General features: G+C 75.8%; 18 protein-coding genes. 7 read left to right on the top strand and 11 right to left on the bottom strand.

Features of this window, described 5'->3' with window-relative positions:
* Positions 1-84 precede the first annotated feature (84 nt).
* The 10 genes from ACZ7MY_RS26705 to ACZ7MY_RS26660 all read right to left on the bottom strand — a co-directional run bounded on the left by ACZ7MY_RS26705 (position 85) and on the right by ACZ7MY_RS26660 (position 12458).
* Positions 85-237 carry a hypothetical protein gene (locus ACZ7MY_RS26705; RefSeq protein ID WP_499605485.1) on the bottom strand — a complete coding sequence of 51 codons (153 nt, stop codon included), beginning with the start codon at positions 235-237 and terminating at the stop codon, positions 85-87.
* Between the two features lie 112 nt (positions 238-349).
* Positions 350-1372: an ATP-binding cassette domain-containing protein gene (locus ACZ7MY_RS26700; RefSeq protein ID WP_499605483.1), complete on the bottom strand. Its 1023-nt coding sequence runs from the start codon at positions 1370-1372 to the stop codon at positions 350-352.
* Entirely contained in the window at positions 1369-4134 is a 2766-nt protein-coding gene (locus ACZ7MY_RS26695; protein ID WP_499605482.1) for an FtsX-like permease family protein, read from the bottom strand. Before ACZ7MY_RS26695 ends, ACZ7MY_RS26700 begins: the two co-directional genes overlap by 4 nt.
* Before the next feature lies 1 nt (position 4135).
* Positions 4136-7465 (bottom strand): ABC transporter permease, encoded by a 3330-nt coding sequence (locus tag ACZ7MY_RS26690; protein ID WP_499605480.1) that lies wholly within the window; start codon positions 7463-7465, stop codon positions 4136-4138.
* Positions 7466-7680: 215 nt separating this feature from the next.
* The gene (locus ACZ7MY_RS26685) at positions 7681-8769 is read right to left on the bottom strand and encodes a trypsin-like serine peptidase (RefSeq protein ID WP_499605479.1); all 1089 of its coding nucleotides are present in this window, start codon (positions 8767-8769) and stop codon (positions 7681-7683) included.
* Positions 8770-8917: 148 nt separating this feature from the next.
* Positions 8918-9328, bottom strand: a complete 411-nt coding sequence (locus ACZ7MY_RS26680; protein WP_499605478.1) for a VOC family protein — start codon at positions 9326-9328, stop codon at positions 8918-8920.
* A gap of 86 nt (positions 9329-9414) precedes the next feature.
* On the bottom strand, positions 9415-9816 hold the full coding sequence (locus tag ACZ7MY_RS26675; RefSeq protein ID WP_499605476.1) for a helix-turn-helix domain-containing protein: 402 nt from the start codon (positions 9814-9816) through the stop codon (positions 9415-9417).
* Between the two features lie 75 nt (positions 9817-9891).
* Positions 9892-10164, bottom strand: a complete 273-nt coding sequence (locus ACZ7MY_RS26670) for an Ig-like domain-containing protein (RefSeq protein ID WP_499605474.1) — start codon at positions 10162-10164, stop codon at positions 9892-9894.
* Between the two features lie 12 nt (positions 10165-10176).
* Positions 10177-11319: a permease gene (locus tag ACZ7MY_RS26665; protein ID WP_499605610.1), complete on the bottom strand. Its 1143-nt coding sequence runs from the start codon at positions 11317-11319 to the stop codon at positions 10177-10179.
* A 5-nt stretch (positions 11320-11324) separates the two neighbouring features.
* Positions 11325-12458 carry an MGDG synthase family glycosyltransferase gene (locus tag ACZ7MY_RS26660; protein WP_499605472.1) on the bottom strand — a complete coding sequence of 378 codons (1134 nt, stop codon included), beginning with the start codon at positions 12456-12458 and terminating at the stop codon, positions 11325-11327.
* 634 nt (positions 12459-13092) lie between these two features.
* Here ACZ7MY_RS26660 and ACZ7MY_RS26655 point away from each other — a divergent pair.
* The 7 genes from ACZ7MY_RS26655 (at position 13093) to ACZ7MY_RS26625 (ending at position 19464) form a co-directional block, all read left to right on the top strand.
* Positions 13093-13926 carry an SDR family NAD(P)-dependent oxidoreductase gene (locus ACZ7MY_RS26655; RefSeq protein WP_499605470.1) on the top strand — a complete coding sequence of 278 codons (834 nt, stop codon included), beginning with the start codon at positions 13093-13095 and terminating at the stop codon, positions 13924-13926.
* 4 nt (positions 13927-13930) lie between these two features.
* The gene (locus ACZ7MY_RS26650; protein WP_499605469.1) at positions 13931-14869 is read left to right on the top strand and encodes a DMT family transporter; all 939 of its coding nucleotides are present in this window, start codon (positions 13931-13933) and stop codon (positions 14867-14869) included.
* Positions 14866-15600 (top strand): polysaccharide deacetylase family protein, encoded by a 735-nt coding sequence (locus tag ACZ7MY_RS26645; RefSeq protein ID WP_499605468.1) that lies wholly within the window; start codon positions 14866-14868, stop codon positions 15598-15600. Before ACZ7MY_RS26650 ends, ACZ7MY_RS26645 begins: the two co-directional genes overlap by 4 nt.
* A gap of 149 nt (positions 15601-15749) precedes the next feature.
* Positions 15750-17594, top strand: coding sequence for an asparagine synthase (glutamine-hydrolyzing) (gene asnB / locus ACZ7MY_RS26640; RefSeq protein ID WP_499605466.1), 1845 nt, complete (start codon positions 15750-15752; stop codon positions 17592-17594).
* Positions 17595-17624: 30 nt separating this feature from the next.
* Entirely contained in the window at positions 17625-18104 is a 480-nt protein-coding gene (locus tag ACZ7MY_RS26635) for a MarR family winged helix-turn-helix transcriptional regulator (RefSeq protein ID WP_499605465.1), read from the top strand.
* A gap of 90 nt (positions 18105-18194) precedes the next feature.
* Positions 18195-18758: a TetR/AcrR family transcriptional regulator gene (locus tag ACZ7MY_RS26630; RefSeq protein ID WP_499605463.1), complete on the top strand. Its 564-nt coding sequence runs from the start codon at positions 18195-18197 to the stop codon at positions 18756-18758.
* A 115-nt stretch (positions 18759-18873) separates the two neighbouring features.
* On the top strand, positions 18874-19464 hold the full coding sequence (locus ACZ7MY_RS26625; RefSeq protein WP_499605461.1) for a hypothetical protein: 591 nt from the start codon (positions 18874-18876) through the stop codon (positions 19462-19464).
* A gap of 12 nt (positions 19465-19476) precedes the next feature.
* Here the strand turns inward: ACZ7MY_RS26625 and ACZ7MY_RS26620 are convergent, their stop codons facing one another.
* Entirely contained in the window at positions 19477-22284 is a 2808-nt protein-coding gene (locus ACZ7MY_RS26620) for an AAA family ATPase (RefSeq protein ID WP_499605459.1), read from the bottom strand.
* Between the last annotated feature and the right edge of the window lie 141 nt (positions 22285-22425).

Raw genomic sequence — 22425 nt, 5'->3', positions numbered from 1 at the left:
AGAGCCCGGCCCGCCTGCCGGGCTCTCGTCAGGTGCCGACTGTGCGGCGACTCGGATCCCGCCGTGTCCCCGGAGGGGTGCCGCTTACAGGCGCTCGCCGCCGGTGGCGTCGATGATCTGGCCCGTGATCCACCGGGCGTCGTGGGAGGCGAGATGGACGACGACGTCGCCGACGTCGCCGACGTCGGCGGGCTCGCCCATGCGCCGGAGGGTGCGCTGCGCGACGACGGCGGCCATGGCCTCGGAGTCCCGCGCATCCGGCCGGCGTTCATGGGCCTCGGAAGTGCGCGGCCGTCCACGAAGCGGGCGAGCTCGCGCGTTCTCTCGACAACGACCCTCGCCGGCCCCGCTACCCGGCAGGTCGCGGACCCTGGTGGTCCGGCGCCCCCCCGGCGTTGTCGGCGGGGAGGTCGGGGCGGACGGCGATGTGGTCGGGTTCGAGTTCGAGCATGACGCGGTTGCGGATGTCGAGGGCGTGGGTGAAGTCGCGGGGGAGTTGGAGGCGGCCGGAGCGGTCGACGGTGGCGTACTCGCTGGCGTGGACGGTGGTGCGGCCCTGGTCGTCGGTGCTGGTCCGGCGGACGACCTCGGAGGCGGTGCGGCCGTCGCGGATGGCGACGGTGCGGTCGACGGCGGTGGCGACGGCCTGGTCGTGGGTGACGACGACGATGGTCGTGCCGAGTTGCTCGTTGGCGGTGCGGAAGGCGCCGAAGACCTGTTCGCCGGTGGCGGAGTCGAGCTGTCCGGTGGGCTCGTCGGCCAGTACCAGCGAGGGGTGGTTGGCCAGGGCGACGGCGATGGCGGTGCGCTGCTGCTCACCGCCGGACATCTGCTGGGGGCGGCGGTCGGCGCAGTGGCCCACGCCCATCATGCCGAGGAGTTCGGCGGCGCGGGCGTGGCGGTCGCGGCGGCGGCCCGCGAGGCCGCTCAGCCGCATCGGCAGGACGACGTTCTGCAGGGCGGTGAGGTAGGGCAGCAGGTTGCGCGCGGTCTGCTGCCAGACGAAACCGACCGTGCTCCGCTGGTAGCGCAGGCGGGAGGCGGCGTTCATGGTGAGCAGGTCGTGTCCGGCGACCCGGGCGGCCCCGGCGGTGGGGGTGTCGAGCCCGGCCAGGATGTTGAGCAGGGTGGACTTGCCGCTGCCCGACGCACCGACCAGCGCCATCAGTTCGCCCTCGGCGACGAGCAGGTCGAGCCCCTGGAGCGCCTGGACCTCCACGCCCTGGGCGGTGAAGATCCGCACCAGCCGGTCGCAGACGATCAGGGCGTCGTGCCCGTAGGCGGGCTCCTCCCGGCTCTCGGCGACGCGCCGTTCCAGCTCCGCGAGCGTCGTGGTGCCGGGCTCCGCCGGCACCGGTGTGTCCTGGCTCATTCCCTTTCCCCCATCCGCAGTTCGGTTCCCTCGCCCCGCCGTCCGGTCAGCCACGCCTGGCCCGCGAGCACCGCGCAGGCCAGGACGACCAGCGCGGCCGACGGCAGCAGCAGCGAGAGCGGGTCCGTGCGCAGCACCGTCCCGGAGACACCGCTGACCGGCTTGGCGGCGGAGAAGGCCAGGGCGGTCAGATCCACCCCCTGCCGCAGCAGCGGGACCGTGGCCAGGCTGACCAGGATGCCGCCGAGGGCGCCGAGCAGGACCTGCGGCAGCGTCTCCAGGACGGCCAGCCACTGCCGCTGACCGCTCGTCATGCCCATCGTCCGCAGCCGGGCGAGCAGCGCCTTGCGCTGCGGGGTGTGCACCATCAGGGACAGCAGCAGGGCCAGCGCGCTGTAACCGGCGCCCGCGGCCACGGCGGCCAGATAGACGCGCCGGGCGCCGCTCTGGAGCGCGGAGGAGGTGAACGAGGCGCGCTCCTCGGAACGCAGGACCGCCGTCAGGTCCGTCGCGGCGGTGCGTGCGACGGCCTCCAGCGCCCGGCCGTCCACCCGCGGGCCGGTGACGTAGAGCGCGGTGGGGGCCTGGACGGGGGAGTGGGCGGTCTCGGGGTGCGTACGGGCCACTCCGGCGGCGGAGACGATCACGAAGTCGCCCCCGAGGACGGCGGGTGTCACGTCGCGCACGGCGACCGTGCGTACCGGCGTCGCCCCGGCGGAGGCCTGCACGGTCGCGGTCGTCGTGCCGAACTCCCCCGCGAGGCCCGGGGAGACGATCGCGGGGAGCGGGCCCCTGCCGTCGCCCTCCAGGCGTGCGGCGGCGAAGGGAGCGCCGATCCCCGTGGCCGACACCAGCGCGGCGTAACGCGCCGGATCCACGATCACCAGGTCGTACGGGGTCCCGGCGGGCGTAGTCGACAGTCCCGTCTCGATCCGCACGGGCGAGGTGCCGAGCACGCCCGGCACCCGCCCGACCCGTGCGTCGAGCCCGTCCGGGAGGGTGGTGAGGGATTCGAGCCGCGCGTCGCCGCCGACCGCGCGCGTGGCGGCGCGGTCGCGGCCGCTCTCGACGCCGGTGAGGACCGAGCCGCCGAACGACGTCACGGCCAGCGCCACCAGCACCGCCACCAGGGGCAGCGCCGTGGCGGAGGGCGTACGGCCGGCCCGGGCCAGACCCAGGTACAGCACTGTGCCCCGCAGCCGGGCCGCGGGGCGCGACAGCAGCCGCAGCGGCAGCGGGTAGAGCCGCAGCAGGACGAGCGCCCCGACGACCGCGACCAGCACCGGTGCGGCGGCCGTCAGGAGGTCGGCGCCGCCGTCGGCCGTGCCCCGGCGCCGCAGCGCCACGACCGCGCCGATCACCACGACCGCCACCGTCAGCTCCGCCACCGTACGGCGTCGCGAGGGCCGGACCCGCACGAGGTCGTCGCGCCGTTCCGGGCCCAGCCGGCGGACGAGCGCCACCGCCCGCAGCGGCAGCGCCGGCACCGTGACGGCCACGACCAGCGCCCCCGCGAGCACGGAGGCCGCCGGGCGTCCGGCCGGCACCAGCAGCAGCGCGAGCAGCACCCCGGCCGCCGAGCACGGGACCGCCACGACCGCGCTCTCGGCCAGCAGCCGTGCGCACAGGCCCGTCAGGCTGCTGCCGCGGGCCCGCAGCAGCCGCAGTTCGGTACGGCGACGGGTCGCCGACAGCCCGCCCGCCATCAGCAGCACGATGCCCGCCACCGCGCCCACGCCCACCGCCGCGATCAGCACCAGGGGCCTGGCCGCCGTCCGCTGCCGCTCGAACGGGCCCAGCAGTTCGGCGAGTCCCTCCTCGTCCACGGTGATGGAGCGACTGCCCGTCAGCAGGCGCAGCCGGGTGGAGTCGGGCCCTCCCGACAACGACGCCAGCCGGTCGCGCAGCGCGGGCACGTCGCGGGCGGAGAGGGCGCCGACGTCGGCGGGGTGGTGCCAGTACAGCCGGGCGCCCTCGGGCAGGTCGAGGACCACGCCGGCCGCGTCCTGGCCGATCAGCGCGGTGAAGTGCCAGTAGTGCTCGGGGTCCTCGCCGGGCGGCCCGGGAACGCTCACCAGGGTCGGGGAGAGCAGGTCGGGCTCGGCGTTCCAGAAGGCCTCGCCGGGGGAGCGGGGTTCGACGATCCCGGTGATCCGCACGGTCAGCCCGGCCCCGGTCGTGTCCAGCAGGTGCACGGCGGAACCCGCGCGCAACCCCATCACCTTCGCGGTCCGGGCCGTGAGCACCGCCTCGACCTCGCGCTCACCGGAGCCGGCCGCGGGCATGCGGCCCGCGACGAGCCGGGAGCGGGCGGCGAGACCCGGCTGCGAGACGAGCGTCGCCCGCGGATCGCGGTTCCCGGTCGGACGCGGCAGGCCGGGGTCGGTCGCGGCCGCCGCCACCGCGTTGCGCACCCCGTACACGGTCTGCTCGGTGTCCAGCACCAGCGGCGGCCGCACCACGGTACGGAAGGTGTCCTCCGTCCTGGCGAGCGCGCTCGCCTGGAACGGCGAGCCGTTCCCGACGCGTTCGCCGGAGAACGACACGTCCAAGGTGGCGGTGACGCTGCGGTCGCTCAGGGAGGCCCGCCGCAGCGTGTCCCGGAGCGCGGCGTCCTCGTACGCCTCGACGGTACGCGGCAGCGCCGCCGCGAGGAACGCGGTCACCAGCACCAGGGCGGCCAGTGCCAGCGCGCCACCGGGCGCGGCGCGCAGGCGGGCACCGGTCCACGAGCCCGGCCGGGCCGAGGGCACCTCGGACATCTCACTCCCCTCCCTGCCGGCGCAGCGCGCGGACCGGATCGGCCGTGCGCAACGCCGCCACCGCCACCGCCAGCAGCGGCAGCACCGCCACCGCCGCCAGCAGTTCCAGCAGCGGCACGGCCGGCAACTCCACCCGCACCGCGGGCACGGGGCTGTCCGCACGCGCCGTCAGCACGATCAACGGCACGATCGAGCGGGTCAGCACCCCGCCGAGCAACGCCCCCACCGCCACCGCCGTGAGCACCAGCAGCCCCTGCTCCGCGGCGATGACCCGGGCCAGCGACCTCCGCGGCGCCCCCAGCGCCCGCAGCACCGCGAACTCCTCCGAGCGTTCCCGTACGGCGCCCGCGGCGGCCACCGCGAACCCCACCGCGGCCAGCACCGCGGCCGCCACCACCGCCGCCGGCAGGGCCGACAGCGGGCCCGCGCCCAGCGGGTCGCGCCGCAGCTCCGCCCGCGCCTCGTCACGGACCACGATCGTGGCGGCGTCCCCCCGGGCCCGCAGCGCCGAGGCGACCCGGGGCGCGCCGCCGGGGCCCGCGGCGAGCCACCACTCGGTGGGCTCCAGCGCCCGCTGCTCCTGGAAGACGAGCGCGCGGTCGAGGCTCGCCAGGTCCAGCAACACGGCGCCGCCGCCGGTGCCCGCGGAGCCGTCCCGTCCCGTGGTGGGCAGCGCGTGGACCGACGCCGTGATGCGCAGGGACAGGCGTGTGCCGCCCAGTTCGACCGGGACGGTGCTGCCGGGCTTCGCGTCGACCGCGGTCAGGAAGGCGTCGGTGACGACGGCGGGCAGCACCGCGGGCGGCCGGGGTCCGGCGCGCAGGGTGAGGGAGGCCGTGTCGGCGCCGCCCGGGGTGTCCTTCTGGAAGGGCTCCTCGCCGGTGTCGTAACGGACGGTCAGCGGGCTGCCGGCGGCGGAGCGCGGGGTGCCGGCGTCCGCGGGGCGGTAGCCGAGGCCGGGGCCCTCGGGGAAGTCCGGGTTGTCGATCCGGGTACGGGCCGACCAAGCCGTGGCGGTGGGGGAGGGCACCTCGTGCACGCCGCCGGCGGTCACCGCGCCTACGCCGGTGACGGTCAGGACGTGCCGCTCGTTCCGCCGCGGCACCAGGTACTCGGCGCCGAGGCCCGTCACGCGCAGTGGCCCGGCCGGTCCCGCGCCGCGTACCCGGCCCGTCGCGGACGCGAAGTCGGCCTCCAGCGCGTGCTCCCGGCCGTCGGCCGCGACCTCGCCCAGGGGGAGGGTGTAGGGGACGCCGTAGCGGTCGGTCAGTGTCACGGACAGCCGGTCGGTCACGGTGCCGGCCAGGGGGCGGTCCCCGGTCCCCACGGCACGCAGACGGACCGTCAGGCGGAGCCGGTCCGTGCCGTCGGGCAGGACGAACCCGGCGCCGCGGGCGGCGGGGCCGCCGTCCGCGCGCAGGGGCCGCATGAGGTCGGCCACCGGCTCGGCGGACAGGTCGTCGCGCAGGCGCAGGACCCGGGCGGCGGCAGTGGTGTCGACCGCCACGACGGTCGCGTCGCGGTCGCGGGGGAGGGACACGGTGTCGCGGACGGCCGGGGTGACGGCCGCGACGCCGGGTACGCCGTCGTAGCCGCCGCCCTGCCCGAACGCGGGCGTCGCGGAACCGGACACGCGCAGGTCGGCGCCGACGGCGAAGTCCGCCTGGTCGGCCTGCGACCGGGTCCAGGTGCTGTTCTCCCCGATCGCGAACATGCTGATCGACACGGCGAAGACCAGCAGCAGGGCGGGGCCCGCCCCGCGTCCCGGACGGCGCGAGAGCTGCCAGCCCACCAGGGACGCCGGCAGCCCGCGGGCCCTCGCCGCGCGGCGCTCGCCGAGCCGCGCCGCCAGCGGCAGCAACCGCAGCGCCAGCACCGCGCCCGCCAGCAGGCACAGCGCGGGCGCCCCCACGAGGACCGGGTCCAGCCCGAGCCGTCCCGAGGTGTCCGTGCTCAAGGCCCCGCTGCCCGCCTCGCGACGGGACAACTGCCAGAAGGCAAGGCCTGCCACCAGCACCAGACCCGCGTCCGCCCCGGCCTGCGCGGCGGCGGGCAGCGCCCGCCGGCGGCGCCGCTCCGAGTGCTCCTGCGCGTACGTCCCCGCGTGCCGCAGTACGGGGCCGACGACGGCGAGGGCGCAGGCGAGCGAGGTGAGCGCCGCCACCCACCAGGCCGTCGCCGCGGAGGGGTCCAGCCGGACCCCCGCCCGGGCGAGCGCCCCGTGACCGGCGAGCAGCCGGACCAGCCGGCCGGACAGCAGCGGGGCCAGCACCGCGGCCGGTACGGTCAGCAGCACGGCCTCCGCCGCGGCGAGCCCCGTCATCTGGGCGCGCGAACCGCCGCGGGCCCGCAACTGCGCGGTCTCGCCGGAACGTTCCTCCGCGAGCAGCCCGGCAACCAGCAGCAGCGACAGCGCGGCCAGCAGCATCAGCTGCAGCACACTGATCAGCAGGGTCGACCGGCTCACCAGCAGGGTGCCCCGCAACTCCACCAGCAGTTCGGGGAGTTCGCTCTTGGCCACCAGGGAGTTCGCGGCCTCCAGGGCGTCCAGCCGCTGCACCGTCCGCTGGACGCTCGCGCTGACGTCGTCGGCGCGGGCCGTGGTCATCGCACCGAAGTCCCCGTGCGTCTGCCACGCCATCTCGACCGCCGGGACACCGCCGGCGCCGAAGGCCGCGGGGTCGGTGAGCAGGGGCCCGTAGGTGGTGAACGAGAGCGTGCGCACGCCGCGGCCGTCCAGCGGGTCGAGCCGCCAGTACAGGGCATACCGGTCGACCGGCCGGTATGTCCCGGTCACGCGGACCCGCAGCGTTCCGCGGTGCAGCCGGTCGGCCAGGGTGACCACCTGCCCGGTGCGCACCTTCAGCACCGCGGCGGCCGCCTCGGGCAGCGCGACCGGGACCGGGCCGCCGTCCGCCGGCGGACCGGGGAACGCGCCCTCGGTCATGGTCACCCGGGCCCGGTCCAGGGTCGACAGCACCGCCAGGTCCGGGTCGACGGTGCGCGGGGCACCGGTGGGCCGCAGCGCCGTCGGCAGCCCGTACGGGCCGGAGCGGGTGACCCCGGTGACGGAGACCGGCAGGCCGTCGTAGGCGCCGTTGACGGTCGCGCGCACGGCCTCGTCCGCCGCGCCCGGGTCCTTGCCGTCGACGTCGGCCGTGATCTCGACCAGCGTCCGCGCGGCCGACTGCTCCTGCAGCGCGCGGCGCAGACCCGCGTCCCCCACGGCCGAGCTGAAGGCGGCGAGCGCCGCGACCGCGCACGTGGTGAGCAGTACCGAGAGCACGGCGGCGCCCAGCAGCAGACGGTGCGCGCGCAGACGCAGCAACACGAACCCCGGCACCACGCCCCCCGTTCTCGATGGCCCGTGCAATGAGATGGCACAGACTAACGCCCTCCCGGCCCCGGGGAGAGGCCCCGGCCGGCACCGGTTCCGGCGGCAACGACGCCGGTTCCGGGCGCCGTTGGACGAAGGGCGCGAACGGCACCTCCCGGCCGTGGGCCGGGAGGTGCCGGGGCTGTGCCGGGCGGGTCCGTGCCGCGCGGTCAGCGCAACGCGCGCCGGGCCCGCTCGTAGAGCGGCTTGGTGACGGCGGAGGTGAACTGCGGACCGACGAGGTGGCGGGTGCAGCCCGGGGCCGGGTCCCAGGGGTCGCAGGCGTTGCCCCCGGCGTCGAGCCTGCTGCCCTCGGAGTTGTCGCCGACGACGGTGCCCACGCCCGACTCCGGGTCGAGGCCCGCTATCCGCGGGCCTCCGCTGGAGCCGCCGCCCATGACGCACTCGGTGCCCCACAGCCCCTCGGCCGCGGGGAACTCGGGCGTGCCGACGACCTGTTCGGGCCGCCCGGTGCAGTAGGCGAGCCGCTCGCCGGTGTACTCGGGCAGGCCCTCGCGATCCGGGTCCGAGGCCGAGCGGGGGTAGCCGAACTGGTGGGCCGTACGGTCGCCCGGCCGGTCGAAGCCGATCCGCTGCGCCGCGCCGGCCGCCTCCTGCACGGTCCGGCCCCGCGCGTCCGTGTTGAGGACCACGAACGCCTGGTCGTAGGCGCCGTACACCTCACCGTGCTGCTGGTCGTTGGCCAGCCAGGTCGGGGCGACGACCCCCAGCCGGCCGGTGAACTTCCCGTAGGGCGCCCGCCCGTCGCGGTAGCCCGGCACGAAGAGCACGTTCCGCGTCCACTGGTTGTCCTCACCGATGAGGTCGGTGTTGTTCACGCAGTGCCCCGCGGTGACCAGGGTGCTGCCGTTGGGGCTGTCGACGACGGTCGCGGTGCAACTGGCGTCCTCGCCGTGGTCGGTGAAGAACAGCCGGCCCACCGTGCGGGCGAGCGCGTTCCGCCCTGTCCACGGGGCGCCGTCGGGGCCCGCCTTGGGCGGGTTGCCGGACGACGGCTGGGTCAGCGCCGCGATCCGCTCCGGCGTCCAGTGGTCGAGGACCGCCTTCTGCTCGGCCCCGGTGACCGCCTGGTCGTGGGCGGCCACGGCGGACGTGGCCGGCGGGAGGGACGGGACGGCCGGGACGGGCCCGGCGGCCGACGCCTCCGGCGCCGTGACGAGCACGGCCGCGGCGACGAGGGCGGCCGCCAGGAGCGGCCGGTGGAGACGGGCGGAACGGGGTACGTGATGCGACGGCATGCCTGCTGCTCCTCGGGACGTCGATCGCACGCCCGGAGGCCGCGTGCCGGCGGCACGGGTCCTCCGGGCATGGGGACGTGCGATACAGACGTCCGGGAGGGGCGGTCGGTTGGGACGGATCGCCGCCGCCCCGCGCGCCCGCGGCGGGTCAGGCCTTCGGCTGGGTGAAGCGGATGCTGTTGCCGAAGGGGTCGCGCAGGCCGCAGTCGATGCCGTACGGGCGCTCGGTCGGCTCCTCGGTGAACTCCACGCCGAGGTCCCGGAGCGTCTCGTACGTCTTGCGGCAGTCGTCGGTGGTGAAGATCAGGTGGCCGCCCGTGGCGCCCTTGGTGAGCAGCTCGCGGACCTGCTGGGCGGTCTCCTCGGACAGCGCCGGCGGGCCCGGCTTCTCCAGCAGGATCTGGCGCTCGGGGTGACCGGGGACGTTCACCGTGAGCCAGCGCATGAAGCCCAGGTCGACGTCCGCGTTCACCTCCAGGCCGAGCTTGCCGACGTAGAAGTCGAGGGCCTCGTCCTGGTCGAGGACGTAGATCTGCGAGTGCGTGATGGCGTTGAACATGTGCATCACGCTAGTCGCCGGGCGGCCGGGAAACTTATCCAAAACTGCTCAGTCGCCCCGGCGTGCCCGGCCGACCCGGCCGCCGGTCAGGCACGCGGCCGCAGCCACGCCTTCGCGAAGCACGTCGGCACGTCCACCGCCGTCGCCTGCTTGCGGTACGCCCGCGGTGACGTGCCCACGATGTCGCGGAAGGTACGGCTGAACGTCCCCGGGCTGCCGAAGCCGACCTCGAAGCAGATGTCCGTCACGCTGCGGTCGCTCTCCCGCAGCAGGAACATCGCCCGCTCCACGCGGCGGCGCTGCAGGTAGCGGTGCGGGGTCTCTCCGAAGGTGGCCCGGAAGGTGCGCGTGAAGTGCGCCGCCGACACATGCGCGATCCGCGCCAGCGCCGGCACGTCCAGCGGCTGCGCGTAGGAGCGGTCCATCGCGTCCCGTGCCCGGAGCATCCGGCGGTTGGTCTCTTCGGCGGCGCTGCTCACACCGCCCATGAGACCACAGGCCGCCGGAGCCCCGGCACGGGGGACGGCGGGCGGTGAGCGGGGACGGCCGCCCTCAGCCGGGATTCACCGGTCCCGGCACTCGTCCCGCGAGTCGACCGGCTGGTCGATCACCGCGGTCGAGGTGCGGGGCGGGCAGTTCTGCGAGCCCGGCTGGTGGGCGTGGTCGTCCCGGCACGGGTCGGTCCCCCAGGGGCAGTACGGGGTCCCGGTCACGGTGACCGTCCCCTCGTCGTTGGAGGCGTGGCAGTTGGCGTTCCCGTTGTACGCGGCGGTGACCGTGTGGACGCCGGCGGTCTTGAACCTGGCCGTGTACGTGGCCGGCCCGTTGGCCGCCACCGCCCCGGCGCCTCAGTGCGCGGACGCCGGCGGGCCGCCCATCATGCGGAGCATGCGGCGACCGCCCGTGGTGAGGAAGCGGAGCAGCAGGACGGCGGCGAGCGCGAGGAAGACGAGGTTCAGCCACGTCGTGTGGTCCCAGTGCACGCCGCCGCTCGGGACGCGGGCGTCCGACCGGTCGGGAACCAGGCCGAGCGCGCCGAAGATGACCTCGACGACGTAGCCGGCGACGGCCATGGCGACGTAGAAGGTGCCGAGGAGCAGCAGGGCCGTGCGGCGGCCGTAGTACTTCCGGTAGATGTTCAGGATCGGCAGGATCAGCAGGTCGGCGAAGACGAACGACACCACTCCGCCGAAGCTGATGCCCCCGGTCCACAGCACCACCGCGAGGGGCACGTTGCCGACCGAGCAGACGAACGAGGCGATGGCGACGAGCGGCCCGACCAGCGGGCCCCACAGCTTCGCCGCGAGGGGATGCCCCTCGAAGAAGAACGCCTGCCAGAAGGAGTCCGGCACCCAGGCGGCGACGGCGCCGGCGACGAACAGGCCGATCACGAGGTCGCGCAGGATCGCCGCCCACTCCATCACGAAGACGTGCGACGTGGCCGTGAAGCCCTCGGGCGACACCAGGCGCCGCAGGAACGGGCCCTCGCGGCGCACGGACATGTCCATCGCGGCGTGCCCCTCCATCGACCCGGCGAGCCCGCGGTCGGCCTGGGCGCGGGCCTCGCGCAGCAGGTCGGGCCGGAGCAGCCGCCGGAAGAGCAGCGCCAGCACGACGATCATCACCGGTCCGCCGACGAACTCCGCCACCGTGAACTGCCAGCCCATGAGCAGGGCCAGCAGGACGCCGAGTTCGACGACGAGGTTGGTGGAGGCGATCTCGAACGCCATCGCCGCCGTGAAGCTCGCCCCCTTGCGGAAGAGCGAGCGGGCGAGGGCGACGGCGGCGTACGAGCAGGACGAGGATGCCGCGCCCAGGCCCGCCGCGATCACCAGGGTCCGCGGCCGGTCGTCGCCGAGCAGGCCGGCGACGCCCTGCGTGCGGGCCACGGCCTGGACGACCGCGGACAGCGCGAAGCCCAGGATCAGTGCCCAGGTGATGTCCCAGGTCATGGCGCCCGTGACGGACAGGGCGTGCAGCAGGGCGTCCACCGGGGTCAGACCGCGACCGGGTCCGCCGCGCACGCCTCCATCAGGTGGGCGGCGGTGTCCGGGGCGAGGAGCGCGGCCGCGGCCGGGGAGAGGACGCGGTGCGGGCGCCGCGGCCGGGTGAGGCCGTCCAGGGCGTCGATCAGCGTCCACGGGTCGGGCGCGAAGCGGGTCAGCCCCAGCGCGGCCATCCGGTGCGCCCCGGCCTTGCCGTGCCCGGGGATGGGACGGTAGCCGACGACGGGCAGTCCCATGGCCAGCGCTTCCAGCGCGGTCTGCCCGGCGGCGTTGTCCACCAGCGCGTCCGCCGCGCTCATCAGCCCGGGCATGTCCCGTTCCCAGCCCAGCGCGAGCGTCCCCGGGACACGGGAGAGCCGGGCCCGCAGCCGCCGGTTCTCGCCGCACAGCGCCACCGGCAGGAAACCGGCCCGGGCCAGCAGGGCCGCGGTGTCCGTCAGGTGCGTGCCGGCCCCCCAGGCACCCGCGGAGAGCAGGACGGCCGGCCGGTCCGGCGCGTGGGAACGGAACACCCGCTGCCAGGGCCCGGCGTCCGGGGCGGGCGCCAGGAAGCGGGAGGCGACCAGGGGGCCGGTCGCCGCGGCCGGGCGGCCGGTCGCCTCGCGCACCCGGCGGGCGGCGCTCTCCGTGAGGCAGCAGTACAGGTCGTTGCCCGGGTGCAGCCACTGGCTGTGGACGTCGAAGTCCGTGACCACCACCGCGCTCGGCACCGGCAGCGACCCGCGGGCCCGCATCCCGCCGGTGAGCTGCGCCGCCAGGTGGAACACCGGGACGACCAGCCCCGGCCGTTCGCGGCGGACGAGTTCGGCCAGCCCGCGCTCGGCGAGCCCCGCGAGCCCGCCGGGGCCGGGGGTGCGGCGCGACCCGCCCGGGCGCAGGAACGCCGCGTAGATCCCCGCGTAGAGCAGCGGGAGGTGCAGCACGGTGGTGCGGTAGAAGCCGCGCAACGCCGCGCCCGCGTGCGCGGGGAGGAGGTCGAGGACGTCGGCCCGGCGGGCCTGCCCGCCGCGTGCGGTGAGCCGTGCGACGAGCTCGTCGGCGACCGCGTCGTGACCTGCGCCCATGGAGGCGCTGAGCACGAGGAACCGCCGGGGCGCACGACCCGCCCGCCCGGTGTGCGTCACCGCGGCACCACGTCCCGCCGCGCGCGAACGGGCAGGGCTGCTGCGAGCACATCCGGCACGTGATCACCTCGTACACCAGTTGCGGACTACTCGGGTCTAACCGATTTGCCCCGTCTTGAAACGAACCGCCCCCACCCGCCCGCCGGGCCCCCGCGGTGCGCGGACCCGGCCCCGGCTGACCGGCGCCGGACGCGTTGGTTCGGGGGAACGCTGTCGGCCCCGGCGTGTCGTGCGGGGTCTTCGGCGACGCCGAGGTGCGGCTTCCGCGACGGCCCCGGCGTGGTTCGCGTCGCCCGTGGCGGGTGCTGATCAAGGCGGGTCGTGGTGCGGCCTCGTGTTGGGGGCCGGGGCTTCCGCGGCGTGCCTCAGGGGGCGCGTCCGGGCGCTCGTCCGGCCGCGTGTCGTCACGGGGGCTCGCCGCGTGTGCTCCGGGGCTTCGGTGACCGCCGCGCCGTACGTGGGCCCGGGGCCTGCGGCACTGGTCGCGGACCGTCCCGCGGCTCTCGGGCGGGTCGCCCACTGAGCCGGTCCGGCGATCGGGCGGTTTACTGAGACCGGAGGGGGACGTGCCCCGGGGGAGCCGTACCGGCCATTCCGGGCGGCAGCTGCAGCGGCAGGGACAGAAAGCGATGCCATGACCTCTCACCCTCCCCAAGCGGTCTCCGGCGGCAAGGCGGTCCACGGCGAGCCCGTGCGCGGCCCGGCGGACCCGGCCGGCGGCCCGGCCCCGGTCGCGCTGGTCACCGGCGCGTCCTCGGGCATCGGCGCGGCGATCGCCGACCGCCTCGCCGCCGAGGGGTGGCGGTTGCTGCTCAGCGGCCGCGACCACGAGCGCCTGCGGGCGGTCGCGGAGCGTACCTCCGGGACCGCGCTGCCGGCGGACCTCGAGCACCCCCAGGGCACCGGCCGGCTGGTGCGCGACGCCGCGCTCGTGACGGGCGGCCGGGTCGACCTGCTGGTGGCCGGGGCGGGCATCGGCTGGGCGGGCCCCTTCGCCTCGATGCCGCAGGGCCTCATCGAACGGATCTTCATGGTGGACGTCGTCTCAGCGATGGAGCTGGTCCGTCGGGTGCTGCCCGGCATGCTGGCCCGGCGCAGCGGCCACGTCGTGCTGATCGGCTCCTTCGCGGGCAGCGTCGGCGTCCGTGAGGAGGCCGTCTACTCCGCGGCCAAGGCGGCGCTGGGCGCCTTCGCCGACTCGCTCCGCTACGAACTGGCCGGCAGCGGGGTGCGGATCACCCACGTCGTCCCGGGCGTCGTGGACACCCCGTTCTTCGCGACGCGGGGCGTGGCGTACACCCGGTCCCGGCCCCGCCCGATGCCCGTCGAGCGGGTCGCCAGGGTGGTGACCGACGCGATCCACCGCGGACGGGACGAGGTGTTCGTCCCCCGGTGGCTGCGCATCCCCGTCGCGGTGCGCGGTGTCATGCCGTGGGTCTACCGGCGCCTCGCGGGCAAGTACGGATGACGCGGTGCCCGTCCTGACCGTCGTGCTGGCGCTGCTGGCGGCCCTCGCCAACGGCGCCGCCTCCGCGCTGCAGCGGCGCGCCGCCCTGCAGCAGCAGGAGGAGGAAGGCGCGGGGCACGGCGTACGCGGGCGGCTGCGGCACCTGCTGGAACTCGTGCGGCGCCCGTTCTGGGTGGCCGGGATGGCGGCCCTCGGGGTTTCCGGGGCCCTGCAGGCCAGTGCCCTGGCGGTGGGACAGCTGTCGGTCGTGCAGCCGCTGATGGCGACCGAGCTGCTGTTCACCCTGATGGCGGGAAGCCTCGCGTTCTCCCGGCGGCCCGACGCCGGGACCTGGTTGTGGTTCCTGGCGCTGGCCGGGGGACTGGCCCTGTTCCTCGGCGCCGCGAGGCCGTCCGGCGGCGAGGCGCAGGCCCTGCCCGGCACCTGGCCCCGCGCCGGTGTGCCGCTGGCGCTGCTGGTGCTCGTCCTGTGGCTCGTCGGGCGGGCGCTGAAGGGCGGCGCCCGGGCCTGCGTCCTGGGGTGCGCCACCGCCGCCTGCTTCGCCTGCACGGCGGCGCTGATCAAGGACATCACGGGACGCGTCCCGGAAGGCCTGCCCCGGGTGTTCACCTCCTGGCAGCTGTACGCGACGGGCGCGGTCGGGCTGCTCAGCCTGCTGCTGCTCCAGGTCACCCTGCGGGCCGGCAGCCTCGCCGCGTCCCAGCCGGCGCTGACCATCGGGGACGCGGTGGTGAGCGTGGCCCTGGGCTGGGTGCTCTTCGAGGAACGGATCGCGCTCGGGGCGCACGTCGTGCCCGAGGCGGCCGGCGTCGCCCTGATGGCCGCCGGAGCCGTCGGGCTGTCGCGCTCGCCCGCGGTGGCCGGCGGCTGGGACGCCCCCGGCGGGGAGCCTCCGGGCGCGGCGGAGGACCGGCACCGCACCGCCCACGGCGGGCCGCGATGAGGCGCGGCGGCGACGTGCGGCGGGCCGTGCTCGCGGGCGGCGTCCTGGCCGCCGGGCACATCGTGCCGGCCGCCACCTGGCTCCCCGGGCTGCGCCGCCGGGCCTTCCCCGCCCTGGCCGGCCTCGGACGCCCCGACCACGTGGCCCTCACCTTCGACGACGGGCCCGACCCGGTCTCCACCCCGCGCTTCCTGGACGCCCTCGACGAACTCTCGGTCCGGGCCACGTTCTTCGTCCTGGGCGCGCGGGTGGACGGACACCCCCGGATCGCGCGCGAGGCCGTCCGGCGCGGCCACGAGGTGGCCGTCCACGGCTGGACCCACGACCGCCCCTGGCTGCCGGACCCGGCGGGCGAACGGGCCGGGCTGGCCCGTGCCGTCCGGGCGGTCCGCGAGACCTGCGGCACCGTACCGCTGTGGTACCGCCCCCCGTACGGGATCCTCACCGGCGGCCGCTGGGCGGCGGCCGCGCACGCGGGCCTGACCCCCGTCCTGTGGAGCGCCTGGGGCCGGGACTGGACGCCCGGCGCCACCGCAGGGTCCGTGCTGGCGACCCTCCGCCCCGATCTGCGCGCGGGCGCCACCGTGCTCCTGCACGACAGCGACCACGCCTCCGCCCCCGGGTCCTGGCGGGCGGCCCTCGCGGCGCTCCCGGCCCTGGTCACGGCCTGCCGGGACGCCGGTCTGACGGTCGGTCCCCTCGCGGAGCACGCGGTCGGCGCGGGCGTTTGACGACCGACCGGAGGCGACGGAGACTCGATTGATAGATGCCCGATACATTTCACCGGGAGTGACAACCGCGCCGCGGAGCCGGCAGGGCCGACCCGATCCGTGACGCAGCGGACGACGGTCGGGCACAGCTAGAGCCCGGAGGCATACGCATGTGCGGAATCGCCGGATGGATCTCGTTCCGCAGGGACCTGCGCGACGAGCAGGAAACGGTCGACGCGATGACCGAGACGATGGCCTGCCGCGGGCCTGACGACCGCGGCACCTGGGTGGACGGGCCCGCCGCGCTCGGACACCGCAGGCTCGCGATCATCGACCTGCCGGGTGGCCGGCAGCCGATGAGCGCCGAGGCACCCGAGGGCGGCGCGGTGGCGATGGTGTACTCGGGTGAGGCCTACAACTTCACCGAACTGCGCGAGGAACTCGCCGCGCGCGGCCACCGCTTCACCACCACCTCCGACACCGAAGTGGTGCTGCGCGGCTACCTGGAGTGGGGCGAGGCCGTCGCCGAACGGCTCAACGGCATGTACGCCTTCGCCATCTGGGACAGCCGCGAACAGAAGCTCGTGATGATCCGCGACCGGATGGGGATCAAGCCGTTCTACTACTACCCGACCGACGACGGCGTGCTGTTCGGTTCGGAGCCCAAGGCGATCCTCGCCAACCCGCTCGTCCCCCGCCGCGTCACCCTCGACGGGCTGCGGGAGCTCTTCGCCTTCGTCAAGACGCCCGGTCACGCGATCTGGGACGGCATGCGCGAGGTCGAGCCCGGCACCGTCGTCACCGTCGGACGCGGCGGCATCCGCACCCACGTCTACTGGTCGCTGCGGACCGAGCCGCACACCGACGACAAGGAGGCCTCGATCGCCCGCGTGCGCGAGCTTCTCGAGGACATCGTGCGCCGCCAGCTCGTCTCCGACGTGCCGCGCTGCACCCTGCTCTCCGGCGGACTGGACTCCTCGGCGATGACGGCGCTCGCGGCGCGGCAACTCGCCGAGCAGGGCGAGAAGGTGCGCAGCTTCGCGGTCGACTTCGTCGGCCAGACCGAGCACTTCGTCCCCGACAGCCTGCGGGGGACGCCCGACACCCCGTTCGTCCACGACGTCGCCGCCCTCTGCGGGACGGAGCACCAGGACATCGTCCTCGACTCCGACCAGCTCGCCGACCCCGAGGTGCGGGCCAGGGTGATCCGCGCGCGTGACATCCCGGCCGGGCTCGGCGACATGGACTCCTCGCTCTACCTGCTGTTCAAGGCCATCAGGCAGCACTCGACCGTCGCCCTGTCGGGCGAGTCCGCCGACGAGGTCTTCGGCGGCTACCGCCAGTTCTTCGACGAGGAGGCCCGCCGGGCCGACACCTTCCCGTGGCTGGTGCGGTTCACGACCGAGTTCGGCGACGACGGCAACATCCTCACCGACCAGGTGGCCAAGGCCCTGGACCTGGAGGGCTACGTCCACGACGGCTACCGCCGCGCGGTCGCCGGCGTCGACCGCCTCGACGGCGAGAGCGACTTCGAGTACCGGATGCGCGTCATCAGCTACCTCCACCTCACCCGCTTCGTGCGCATCCTCCTCGACCGCAAGGACCGGGCCAGCATGGCCAACGGGCTGGAGGTCCGGGTGCCGTTCTGCGACCACCGTCTGGTCCAGTACGTCTACAACGCGCCCTGGTCCCTGAAGTCCTTCGACGGCAGGGAGAAGAGCCTGCTGCGCGAGGCCACCGCGGACCTGCTGCCGCGTTCGGTCTACGACCGGGTCAAGAGCCCCTACCCCTCCACCCAGGACCCGAAGTACTTCGTGGCCCTCCAGGAGAACGGCAAGGACCTGCTGGCGAAGTCCACGCACCCGGTGTTCGACCTGGTCAGCCGGACCTGGCTGGAGGACGCGGTCAGGACCGACACGCCGGTCAGCACCCACGCCGCCCGGCACGGCCTGGAACGTGCCCTGGACCTGGCGCTGTGGATGGACCTGTACTCGCCGACGATCGGGATTCCCTGACCCGACGCGGACGGAACGAGGGGGCGGACGATGGCGGTGGTCAGCGAGGACGACGCGCTGGACTTCGTGGTGTCCCTGCACCGCCTGGTGCGGCTGCTGCGCCGGGCCCGCCCCGAGCCGAGGGTGCAGCCGACGCCGCTCATCGTCCTCGCCCTGCTGAACCAGTACGGGCCCTCGCGCGTCGGCGTCCTCGCCGAGCGGGCCGCCTGCACCCAGCCCACGGTCACCGCCGCCGTGGGGCAGCTGGAGGCGGCCGGTCTGGTCCGCCGCGAACCCGACCCGGTCGACGGCCGTGCCACCCGGGTGGTCATGACCGCGCCGGGCCGGCGGGAACTCGTCCGGATGGCGCGCGGGGAGGCCGAGGCCCTCGCCGTGCGCCTCGCCGCCCTGCCCCCGGAGGACGTGCGCAAGGTCCTCGATGCCGGGCAGGTGCTCCGCCGCCTCACGGACTGCGACGGACGCCGGGACGACCCGGTCCGTACCACCGGCCCGGCCGATCACCGAAGGTGACGGGCCGTCGACCTGGAGTACGCTCCCCCGGGGAGGGCCCCCGCGGCGGAGCGGGCTCCGCCGCACCCGACGACGCGAAGCGGAGGCCCCGTGACGGCAACGGACGCCCGCCGGCGCGCCGACGCGATCCGGAACCGGGACCACATCCTGCGGGTGGCCCACGACGCCTTCGCCGAGTCGGCGACCACCTCGCTCAACACCATCGCCAAGCGGGCCGGCGTGGGTGCGGGCACCCTGTACCGGCACTTCCCGACCCGCGAGGACCTCGTCCTGGCCGTGTACCGGCACGACGTCCGGCGCCTGGCCGACTCCGTCGACGACGTCCTCGCCGCCCACACCCCGCTGGAGGCGTTCCGCACCTGGTTCGGCGACCTCGCCGACTGCGTCCGCGTCCGGCACGGGCTCGGCGAGGCCCTGCACGGGGCGGCGGCCCGGGAGGCGGCCGTCCACGAGACCTGCGCCCGCGTCGTCGGTGCCGTCGGCAGGCTGCTGCGCGCCTGCGAGGCGGACGGCAGCGTGCGCCCCGGCCTCGCCCCGCAGGACGTGCTGCTGCTGATGGGCTTCCTCTGGCGCGTCGGCGGGGACACCCTCGGCCGGGACCGGGGCCACCGGGTCACCGACCTCGTGGTCGACGGCCTGCGCCCGCCGGGCTGACGCCGGGGCGGACCGCCGCGGGCCCGTCGGCGATCGGGGCGAGGCCACATCCTGATCGACCGGGGCTAGTCTGTGCGCGTCCGACGTCAGGGGCGGGGAGCTGGATGTGGTGGAGATGACGGACCGTCGCCGGCGGGCGGCGGCAGTGGTGCTCACGGCGGTCGCCGGGGTGCTCACCCTCGGCGCGTGGGCCGGACGGCGGGAGGGGAACCGCTCGGGCGGGCTGCTGCTCGTGGCCCGGCTCCTGGACCACCCCCTGGTCTTCGCCATCGGCGTCGGTGCCGCCCTGACCGCGGCGTTGGTCCTCGCGGTGCGCGCAGCCGTGCTGCGCTCCCTGATCCTGGTGGCCGGTGTCCTCGGCACCCTGGCGGTCACGTCCGCGCTCGCCCTCTTCGGGCCGGTCGACGGTGAGGAGACGATGAGCAAGGCGGCGCCCGGCCGTCCCGACCGGCGCCTGGTGGTCGAGGAGGGGGACGCGATCCTCGACCCCCTGTGGCTGGTCTACGTCGACGAGGGCTCGGGCCTGACGACGCGCCGCTGGCGCGTCGGCCACGTCAGCGGTGACCATTACTCCCTGGTCGGGGCGGACTGGGACGGCTCGCAGCGCATTCGGCTGACCCTGGACGAGGGCGAGCGCGACGTCGTCCGGGTGGTCGAGCTCGCCCCGTCCGACGGCAGGCCGCTGCGCACGGTGGAGGGGGGCTGAGCCCGACAGTCCTCAGCGCTGCCGGCGGGTCGTCGTCCCCTCGGGCGGCAGCGCTGTGCGCAACTGCCGCCGCCCGGAGACGCCGAGCTTGGTGAAGACGTTGCCGAGGTGCCACTCCACCGTGCGCGGGCTGATGAACAGCTGGGCGGCGATCTCGTAGTTGGTGTGCCCCTGACCGGCCAGCGCCGCGATCTGCGCCTCCTGACCGGTGAGCCGCTCCGCGGTGCCGACCGTCCGCTTGCGCACGGTCTCACCGGTCGCGAGCAGCTCGCGGTGGGCGCGCTCGGCGAAGCCGTCCGCCTTGAGCCTGCTGAACACCTCGTGGGCGCTGCGCAGTTGGGTGCGCGCCTCCTGGCGGCGGTTGCGGCGGCGCAGCCACTCGCCGTACAGCAGGCGGGCCCGGGCCAGGTGGACGGCGATGCGGCAGCGGCCGAGGCGTTCGACCGCCTCCCGGTAGAGCGCGTCGGCGGTGGGCTCGTCCTCGCTCAGCAGCGCGCGTGCGCAGGCCTCCACGCCCAGCGCCCACTCGGTGCCGCTGGCGCGGGTGCGTTCGGTGAGCCGTTCCAGCGCGGTGGCGGCCGCCTCCGGCCGGCCGCTGCGGGCGGCCGCCTCGATCAGCTCGAACAGCGTCCACCCGAGGAAGCCCAGGTCCTCGTACCGGCAGGCGCGCGTCGCCGCCTCCAACGCGGTGTCGTAACGGCCGAGTCCGTTGTAGAGCACGGCGGTCGCGTACTCCGCGAGGCTGAGGGCGCGGCCCTCGCCGCGGTCGCCGACCTCCCGGATGTGGTGCTCGATCAGCTCCAGCGCCCGGGACTCCTGCGCCCGCCAGGCGGCCAGCAGCAGCGAGGTGTACATCATCGGCACGCTGCCCGTCGCCTCCGAGATCGCGTCCGCCTCGTCGATCAGGGCCTCGGCGGTGTCGAACTCGCCGGCGTGCACGTGGAAGCACGCCTGGTAGCTGAGCGCCATCGGGAGTACGGCGAGCGCCCCTCCCGCGCGGGCGACGCACACCGCGCCGGACGCCAGTTCGCACCAGGCGTCGTCGTCCCACAGCTCCAGAGCGAGGGGTTCGGGCGTGACCGGGCAGGCCAGCCAGAGCCACCGCCGGTCGCCGTCCATGCGGGCGGCGCCGGAGCGCAGCTCCTGCCGGACGCGGCCCAGCGCGTCCCTGAGGGCGCCCACGCTCGCCGTGAAGCCGTCGAGGACCAGGGCCGCCACGCTGTCCAGGAGCACGTCGAGCGTCCGCGGCACCGGGGGCGGCGGCGCCGCGCGGGCCTCCGCCGCCACCTCCCGCAGTCCCGGCCCCTCGCTGAGGCCGCCGGCGAAGATCGCCGCGCCGACCGCCTCGAGCAAGGTGTCACGGGCCAGGGCGGCGTCCAGCGGCGCCAGGCGGTGTGCCGCGTCGAGCAGCAGCCGGGGCGCGACGCTCCCGCGCACCTGGGAGAACTCCAGCCGGGCCCGCAGCCGTTCGAGCCGGGCGCGCTGCAGGTCGTCGAGCGGGCCGTCCTCGGCCGTCGCCAGCAGGGTGCGGGCCCGGTCCACGCCTCCGGCGTCGATGGCGGCCTGGGCGGCGGCCAGCGCACGGCCGGCGCGGCGGGCGGGATCCGGGGTGAGCTCCGCCGACTGGCGCAGGAACGCGGCGGCGGCGGCCGCTCCTCCGCGGCCCTGTGCCCGGCACGCCGAACGCTCCAGGTCGAAGGCGACGCTCTCGTCGGGCCGTGCGGCGGCGTGGGCGCGGTGCCACGCCCGGCGGTCGGGGTCCCGGTCGGGATCGGTGGCCCCGGCCAGCGCATCGTGCGCCGCGCGGCGCTCCGGTGCCGGCGTCCGCTGGTAGACGGCCGAGCGTGCCAGGGGGTGGGGGAAGCGCACCGTGGCGCCGAACTCGACCAGCTCCGAGGCCTCGGCCGCCGCCGCGGCGTCCGCCGGGATCCCCTGCGCGGCGGCCGCACGCCACAGCAGCTCCACGTCCCCGGTCGGCTCGGCCGCGGCGGTCAGCAGCAGCCTGCGGCTGTCCCGCGGCAGGGACAGGTACCGCTGGTGGAACGCGGACTCCACGTGGCCCGCCGCCGGGCGCCTGCCGGGGAGCCAGAAGCCGCCCGCCAGCTCGGACGGGGTGAGGGTGCTCGGCAGGTGCAGCAGGACCATCGGGTTGCCGTGGGCCTCGGCGACGATCCGGTCCCGCACCAGTGGGTCGAGCGGGACGCGGACGGCCGAGGCGAGCAGGGCGCGCGCGTCGGGTTCGCCGAGGCCGGTCACGGCCAGCTCGGGGAGCCCGGCCAGCCCCCGGTCGTCGTCGGGCTCCCGTACGGCCAGGACCAGGGCCACGGACTCGGCCACCAGCCGCCTGGCGACGAAGGCCAGCACCTGACGGGACCCGTCGTCCAGCCACTGCGCGTCGTCGACGAAGCACGCCAGCGGCCGTTCCCCGGCTGCGCCCGCCAGCAGGCTCAGCGTGGCCAGGCCCACCAGGAAACGGTTGGGGGCCGTGCCTTCCCGAAGTCCGAACGCCACGGACAGGGCGTCCCGCTGCGGTGCGGGCAGTCCGTCCAGCCGGTCCAGCAGGGGAGCGCACAGCTGGTGCAGGCTGGCGAACGGCAGCTCCATCTCCGCCTCGACTCCCGCGATGGCGGCGGTGCAGAAGCCGGTGGCCCGGGCCGCCGCGTGGCCGAGGAGCGCGGTCTTGCCGATCCCCGGCTCGCCGCGGACGACGAGTACCGCGCTGCCGCCCGCCCGGGCCGTGGCCAGCACGCCTTCCAGCGCGGCCAGCTCCCGGTCCCGGCCCCGCAGTCCGAGCTGTGCGTCGATGGCGGGCACGCCCATGGACGGATCTTCCTGATCTCCCTGCGTGACGTGCTCATTTTAGTGCATTCGAGGTATAGCGGGTGGTTTGTCCGTAGCGCTCTCCCCGGGGTCGGCCGCACCACCCGGGGGTCCCGGCCCCGGGGCGATCCCCGGGGTTTT

It is taken from the genome of Streptomyces sp. NPDC111520 (genome assembly GCF_055635295.1).
This window is presented reverse-complemented; position numbering and strand designations above follow the sequence as displayed.

Excerpts from the sequence above, each read along its gene's own strand:
- ACZ7MY_RS26705 (WP_499605485.1), bottom strand. The coding sequence starts at position 237 with ATGGCCGCCGTCGTCGCGCAGCGCACCCTCCGGCGCATGGGCGAGCCC.
- ACZ7MY_RS26700 (WP_499605483.1), bottom strand. The coding sequence starts at position 1,372 with ATGAGCCAGGACACACCGGTGCCGGCGGAGCCCGGCACCACGACGCTC.
- ACZ7MY_RS26695 (WP_499605482.1), bottom strand. The coding sequence starts at position 4,134 with ATGTCCGAGGTGCCCTCGGCCCGGCCGGGCTCGTGGACCGGTGCCCGC.
- ACZ7MY_RS26685 (WP_499605479.1), bottom strand. The coding sequence starts at position 8,769 with ATGCCGTCGCATCACGTACCCCGTTCCGCCCGTCTCCACCGGCCGCTC.
- ACZ7MY_RS26680 (WP_499605478.1), bottom strand. The coding sequence starts at position 9,328 with ATGTTCAACGCCATCACGCACTCGCAGATCTACGTCCTCGACCAGGAC.
- ACZ7MY_RS26675 (WP_499605476.1), bottom strand. The coding sequence starts at position 9,816 with ATGGGCGGTGTGAGCAGCGCCGCCGAAGAGACCAACCGCCGGATGCTC.
- ACZ7MY_RS26655 (WP_499605470.1), top strand. The coding sequence starts at position 13,093 with ATGACCTCTCACCCTCCCCAAGCGGTCTCCGGCGGCAAGGCGGTCCAC.
- ACZ7MY_RS26645 (WP_499605468.1), top strand. The coding sequence starts at position 14,866 with ATGAGGCGCGGCGGCGACGTGCGGCGGGCCGTGCTCGCGGGCGGCGTC.
- asnB (WP_499605466.1), top strand. The coding sequence starts at position 15,750 with ATGTGCGGAATCGCCGGATGGATCTCGTTCCGCAGGGACCTGCGCGAC.
- ACZ7MY_RS26635 (WP_499605465.1), top strand. The coding sequence starts at position 17,625 with ATGGCGGTGGTCAGCGAGGACGACGCGCTGGACTTCGTGGTGTCCCTG.
- ACZ7MY_RS26625 (WP_499605461.1), top strand. The coding sequence starts at position 18,874 with ATGACGGACCGTCGCCGGCGGGCGGCGGCAGTGGTGCTCACGGCGGTC.
- ACZ7MY_RS26620 (WP_499605459.1), bottom strand. The coding sequence starts at position 22,284 with ATGGGCGTGCCCGCCATCGACGCACAGCTCGGACTGCGGGGCCGGGAC.